Raw genomic sequence first — 6,020 nt, 5'->3', positions numbered from 1 at the left:
GCGTCACCGTGTCCGATACCGGCCGCGGCCAGTCCGCCGGCGATACGGCGCGCCCGTTCGTGCACCTCGAGCCAGGTGTGCCGGACCGGCTCATACGGCTCGCCGGTGACCATGCCCCGAGTGCTCCGGTGAGCGTTGCGGAACATGTTGTCGGTAAACCTGCTCACGATTGCCTCCTCGGTTCCGGCGCCATCGTCCAGCCCTTAATGTTGCTCCTGCTCAAGCACACATTGGGATAGCCGCGCGCCCACAATTGGGCAGCGATTTCATCTCGAATCGGTGGCGACCCCATTACCGCCGGCAGCGTCGCAACGCCAGACTTGACACGCCCGCCGAGGGAGACGGCGGGCGAAGAAGAAAGGCTCGTTGCTCGACCAGAAATCATCACCGCCCGATATCTTAAACTCCTCTTAAAGAACTGCCAAACTGTGTGACGAATTCGGCGCTCCGCCAGCGCCCGGCGTCACCCGGGGGTCGGCACCGGAACCACGCGGGCACCGTGCACGGGACCGCTGGCGACCCGCACAGTCCGGCAGACACCGGCGCCGGAGAGTTCGGTGCCCACATCGACGGCCGAGGACTCCGACCCGCACAAAAATGCGCACGTCGGCCCCGATCCCGACACCAGGCCGGCCAGCGCGCCGGCCTCGACACCGGCCCGCAGCACCCGCCGCAGCGGCGAACTCAGGCTCAGGGCGGCCGGTTGCAGTTCATTGCCCAGCAGCGGCGCCAACTGCTCCGGGTCGCCGGCCGCCAAGGCAGCCAGCACCGGGCCGGCCTCGTCGAGGCGCGGCGGCTTACCGACCTCACGCAGCCGATCCAGCTCGCGGAACACCTTCGGGGTGGACAACCCGCCGTTGGCGAAGGCCAACACCCAGTGAAAACTGTTGCGGGTCAGCACTGTTGCAAGTTCCTCGCCGCGACCAGTGCCCAGCGCGGTACCGCCGTGCAAGGCGAACGGCACATCGCTGCCCAGTTTCGCGGCCAGGGTGTGCAGGTCGCGACGGGGCACGCCGAGCTCCCACAGCGCGTTGAGCGCGACCAGCACCCCGGCGGCGTCCGCACTGCCGCCGGCCATTCCACCGGCCACCGGAATGCTCTTATCGATCACGATCGACACATCGGGCGCGCGGCCGACATGCTCGGCCATCAGTTCGGCCGCCTGCCAGGCCAGGTTGCGATCGTCGAGGGGAAGCTGGCCGGCGCCTTCGCCGACAATCTCCAGCGAGAGCACGTCAGCGTCGCGGACGGTGACCTCGTCGACCAGCGAGACGGCGTGGAACACCGTCGTCAGCTCGTGATACCCGCTCTCCTGAAGGTTGCCGACGGCCAGGTAGAGGTTGACTTTTCCGGGTGCGCGAACTGTCACCGAGCCAGTGGGAAGCCACTGAGCTACGGTGCTCGGATCCGTCGGCACCGAACGAGACTATCGTCCGCCGCTCAACCCGCTGACGCGTGTCGCTGAGCTTGATCTCGAGGGCCCGCGCCGCCGATCTCCCCTGAACGTCGATAGAGCCGGACGAACTCCTCGACCGTCAGCGTCTCACCGCGGCGTGCAGGATCGATGCTGGCCGCCAGCAGGCGACTCGCCGATTCATTGCCCGAACCGGCCCACTCGACAAAGGCGTTGCGAGATGTCTTGCGCCGCTGAGCAAATGCGATGTCGACGAGCTTGAACACGTTTTGGCGGAACGCGGCGTCGGTCGGCCAGGGCGGTTGGTTGTGACGATCGATGCGCACCAGACCGGAGTAAACCCGCGGGATCGGCCAGAAGACGGTCGGCGAAACGGTGCCGTGCCGACGGACCTGCCCGTGGAAGCGGACCTTGACGCTGGGCACGCCGTACTCCTTGCCGCCCGGTTCGGCAGCGAGCCGCTCGGCGACCTCGGCCTGCACCATCACCATGACCGTTCGCAGCGTCGGGAATTCGGCCAGCAGGTGCAAGATGGCCGGAACCGCGACGTTGTACGGCAGGTTCGCCACCACCGCTGTCGGCTCGCCCGCAAGATCGTCGGGGCCGGTGGTCAGCACGTCGCGGTTGATCAGCGTCAGCCGCTGACTCTCGCTGTGCGAATGTTCAGACACCGTCTGGGGTAGTCGCTCCGCCAGCACCGGGTCGATTTCGACGGCGCTCACTGTGCAACCGCGGTCCAGCAGCGCGAGGGTGAGCGATCCGAGCCCGGGCCCGATTTCCAACACGTGGTCGTCGCGGGTGACGCCGGACGCAGTGACGATGCGACGCACGGTGTTGGCGTCGTGGACGAAATTCTGCCCCAGCGATTTACGCGGCCGGAGTTCGAGTTCTTTGGCCAGCCGACGGATTTCGGTTCGCCCAAGTAACTGGACGGTCAGCGGGCACCCGCTCGCCCGCTGCAGACCGGCCACGCTCCCCAGCCCTGACGGGCGCGAGTCACTTCGGCCACGGCAATCTGCTCTTCACGGGTCGCCAGATCGGCGCGCGGGGCAAACCTCAAGCCGCCGTTGCGCGCCCAGGTGCCCTGGTCGAACTGCACACCCCCGTAATAACCGTTACCGGTGTTGATCGCCCAGTTGCCGCCGGCCTCGCAGCGCGAAATGGCGTCCCAGATCATGCCGTTGCCGACGTCGGGCACCTCGGTGCCCGGCTTGGTGCCGACCCGCACGACGGCCTCGCGGGCCGGGGTGATGACGTGGCTGGCCACCGGCAGGCGGCCGGTCTCGACGCCGTTGACCTTGGACACCGCGTACGTCATGTCCTGAACGCCCGCGGAGCCCTTGTCCTCGACGATCTCTTTGCTCATGTTCATCTGTGGGTCTTCGATGCGCCGACGCGGCGGGTCCAGCGGAACCCGTTCGGTGATCTTCTCTATCCGGTTGCGGATCACCTGGATGTGCATGCCGTCGATGACCGGCGCGGATGCGTTCGGGGTGACGTGGTCGCTCTGCAACAGCGGAACACCGAGGCCGGCCAGCAGATCGCCGACCCGGGCCGCGGCCAGATGGACGTTGCGTACCTGGCCGGCGTCGTCGAGTTCGACAGTCTTGGCGCTGACCACCGGCAACGCCATGCCGGCCAGCGGGACGCGGCTGCCGCGCGAGGCCGCTGCGGGCGCGGTGTCGGTCATCGCCAGCTGAGCCAGCGCCTCATCGACCGTGGACGCCGTCGTCCACACCTGCTTGATGTTGTGGCCGTCCAGCGAAATCTCCAGCGGTCGGCTGCGCCTGAGCACGATGTTTGCGGCGTTGTGGACCTTCGCCCCAGCCGCGGGGTACAGGTCGTCGCGGTCGCTGACCTCGAAACCGTTTTCGGAGATGATGTCGATCACGCGCGACTTCATGGTCGTGACGGTCATGGCGTTGCCGTCGACGCTCAGCGTCACGGTCTTGCAGTCGGCAACCGCGAATGCTCCGGCGAAGGCCAACACCAGCAAAAGGCCTGCGACAAGAAAACGCAGAGCCGACGAGGAAGACTGATGGAGTTTCGTAATTACATTCAACGTGCGCGTATCCCCGACCTCAAAAATCACGTGAGCAACACATAAATGGGGGCCACGAGGGCCCCCACCGTTCGATAACAAGAAGGTAACGAATAGCCCCGGCGAGGGCAACTCGGCCCCGGCCACATTAACGGAGTTTTAATCCTCATGGGGCAACCGGTAGGCCCGCCGCGCATTTGCAGTGGTGAGCTCGGCCAACTCTTCCGCGGGCCGGGCGAGCAGGTCGGCGAGCGCGCGCACCGTGTAGGGCAGGCAATACGGCTCGTTGGGTGCACCGCGGTAGGGGTGGGGAGTGAGGAACGGCGCGTCGGTCTCTACCAGCAGTTGCGCCGTCGGGACCAGCGGTACGGCTTCGCGCAATTCGCGGGCGTTCTTGAAGCTCACCGTCCCAGACAGACTGACCAGCCAGCCGGCGTCAGCGCACGCGCACGCCAACTCCGGCCCAGACGAGAAGCAGTGGAAGATCACTGTCTCCGGGGCGCCCTCGGAGCGCAGCACGTCGAGCACCTCGGCATCGGCTTCGCGGTTGTGGATCATCAGTGGTTTCCCGGTCCGCTTGGCCAGGTCGATGTGCCAGGCGAAGGCTTCCCGCTGCACGGCCGGATCGGCACAGCCGTCCAGCTTGCCCGGCCAATACAGGTCCATGCCCGTCTCCCCGATCGCCACCACCCGCGGGTGCGCGGCCAGGCGCTCGATCTCGGCACGGGCGTCCTCGGTCAGCGTGTCGGCGCGGGTGGGATGCAATGCCACGGCGGCATAAACCCGGGCATCCCAGTCGGCAGCCTGGGCCGCCCAGCGAGCCGACGCCAGGTCGTCGGCGATGGTCACCACTGCCGTCACACCGACCGCCGCCGCGCGATCGACGAGCGCGCGCACCTGGTCGGCGTCCGCCGCCCCGCACGCGTCCAGGTGCGTGTGCGCGTCGATCAACGGGCTCAGCCGCGGCGGAGCGGGCGGCGGCTCACGTTTGGAACTCACGCGCACACCATAAGGTGATGGCTGATGAAGCCGTACTACGTCACCACCGCGATCACGTACCCCAATGGCGATCCGCACATCGGGCACGCTTACGAGTACATCGCCACCGACGCGATCGCCCGGTTCAAGCGACTCGACGGCTTCGACGTCCGGTTCTTGACCGGCACCGACGAGCACGGCCTCAAGATGGTGGAGACCGCGGCCGCCGAAGGCATTCCGACCGCCGAGTTGGCCCGGCGCAACTCCGACGTGTTCCAGCGTCTGCAGAAGCGGCTCAACATCTCCTTCGACCGGTTCATCCGGACCACCGACGCCGATCACCACGAGGCGTCCAAGGACATCTGGCGGCGGATGGAGGCTGCCGGAGACATCTACCTGGACTCCTACACGGGCTGGTACTCGGTGCGCGACGAGCGCTTCTTCGTCGAGTCGGAGACCGTGGAAGTCGACGGCACCCGGATCGCGGTCGAGACCGGCACCCCGGTCACCTGGACCGAGGAGCAGACCTACTTTTTCCGGCTGTCCGCGTACACCGAGAAGCTGTTGGCGCACTACGACTCCCACCCGGACTTCATCGCGCCCGAGGTGCGGCGCAACGAGGTGGTCAGCTTCGTCTCCGGCGGCTTGCGCGACCTGTCCATCTCGCGGACCTCGTTCGACTGGGGTGTGAAGGTGCCCGAGCATCCCGACCACGTGATGTACGTCTGGGTCGACGCGCTGACCAACTACCTGACCGGCGTCGGCTATCCGGACACCGAATCCGAACTTTTCCAACGCTATTGGCCGGCTGATCTGCACATGATCGGCAAGGACATCATCCGGTTCCACACCGTATACTGGCCGGCGTTCTTGATGTCGGCCGGAATCGATTTGCCACGAAGGGTTTTCGCACACGGCTTCCTGCTCAACAAGGGCGAGAAGATGAGCAAGTCGGTCGGCAACATCGTCGACCCGAACACCCTGATCGACACGTTCGGCGTAGACCAGGTGCGTTATTTCCTGCTGCGCGAAGTGCCTTTCGGCCAGGACGGCAGCTACAGCGAAGAGGCGATTGTCGCCCGGATCAACGCCGATCTGGCCAACGAACTGGGCAACCTGGCCCAGCGGTCGCTGTCGATGGTGGCCAAGAATCTCGGCGGCGCGGTTCCGGCGCCCGGTGACTTCAGCGCCGAGGACAGCGAGTTGCTCGCCCACGCCGACGGTCTGCTCGAGCGGGTCCGCGCAGACTTCGACAGCCAGGCAATGCATCTCGCACTGGAGGCGATCTGGCTGATGCTCGGCGCAGCGAACCGGTATTTCTCGGCGCAGGAGCCATGGGTGTTGCGCAAGAGCGACGCCGAGGCCGACCAGGCGCGCTTCTCGACCGTGCTCTACACGACCTGCGAGGCGGTCCGGATTGCGGCGCTGTTGATTCAGCCGGTGATGCCGGAGTCGGCCGGCAAGCTACTCGGCCTGCTCGGCCAATCGCCGGAGCAACGCAGCTTTGCCGCCATCGGTGCACGGCTGGAGCCGGGCACCAGGTTGCCGGCGCCTTCCGGTGTCTTTCCGCGCTATCAGGTCGACTAG

At 66.5% G+C, this 6,020-nt stretch carries 5 protein-coding genes and 1 pseudogene; 1 reads left to right on the top strand and 5 read right to left on the bottom strand.

Features of this window, described 5'->3' with window-relative positions:
* From AC2VOG_RS07925 to AC2VOG_RS07905, 5 genes and pseudogenes are all read right to left on the bottom strand, one after another.
* Window positions 1-167: pseudogene (locus tag AC2VOG_RS07925) on the bottom strand (long-chain fatty acid--CoA ligase); the annotation flags it as partial.
* A 296-nt stretch (window positions 168-463) separates the two neighbouring features.
* The gene (locus AC2VOG_RS07920) at window positions 464-1,417 is read right to left on the bottom strand and encodes a 4-(cytidine 5'-diphospho)-2-C-methyl-D-erythritol kinase (protein ID WP_486939365.1); all 954 of its coding nucleotides are present in this window, start codon (window positions 1,415-1,417) and stop codon (window positions 464-466) included.
* A gap of 23 nt (window positions 1,418-1,440) precedes the next feature.
* A complete protein-coding gene (gene rsmA / locus AC2VOG_RS07915; protein ID WP_486939364.1) occupies window positions 1,441-2,385 on the bottom strand; it encodes a 16S rRNA (adenine(1518)-N(6)/adenine(1519)-N(6))-dimethyltransferase RsmA in 945 nt (314 codons plus the stop codon).
* The gene (locus tag AC2VOG_RS07910) at window positions 2,349-3,476 is read right to left on the bottom strand and encodes a resuscitation-promoting factor (protein WP_486939363.1); all 1,128 of its coding nucleotides are present in this window, start codon (window positions 3,474-3,476) and stop codon (window positions 2,349-2,351) included. Before AC2VOG_RS07910 ends, rsmA begins: the two co-directional genes overlap by 37 nt.
* 138 nt (window positions 3,477-3,614) lie before the next feature.
* Window positions 3,615-4,460, bottom strand: a complete 846-nt coding sequence (locus AC2VOG_RS07905; RefSeq protein ID WP_486939362.1) for a TatD family hydrolase — start codon at window positions 4,458-4,460, stop codon at window positions 3,615-3,617.
* Window positions 4,461-4,478: 18 nt separating this feature from the next.
* Here AC2VOG_RS07905 and metG point away from each other — a divergent pair, with 18 nt between their 5' ends.
* A complete protein-coding gene (gene metG, locus AC2VOG_RS07900; protein WP_486939361.1) occupies window positions 4,479-6,020 on the top strand; it encodes a methionine--tRNA ligase in 1,542 nt (513 codons plus the stop codon).

This window comes from Mycobacterium sp. TH-M11 (assembly GCF_057473725.1).
This window is presented reverse-complemented; position numbering and strand designations above follow the sequence as displayed.

Bases quoted from the DNA above. Each gene is read 5' to 3' on its own strand.
- metG (WP_486939361.1), top strand. From the start codon at position 4,479: ATGAAGCCGTACTACGTCACCACCGCGATCACGTACCCCAATGGCGAT.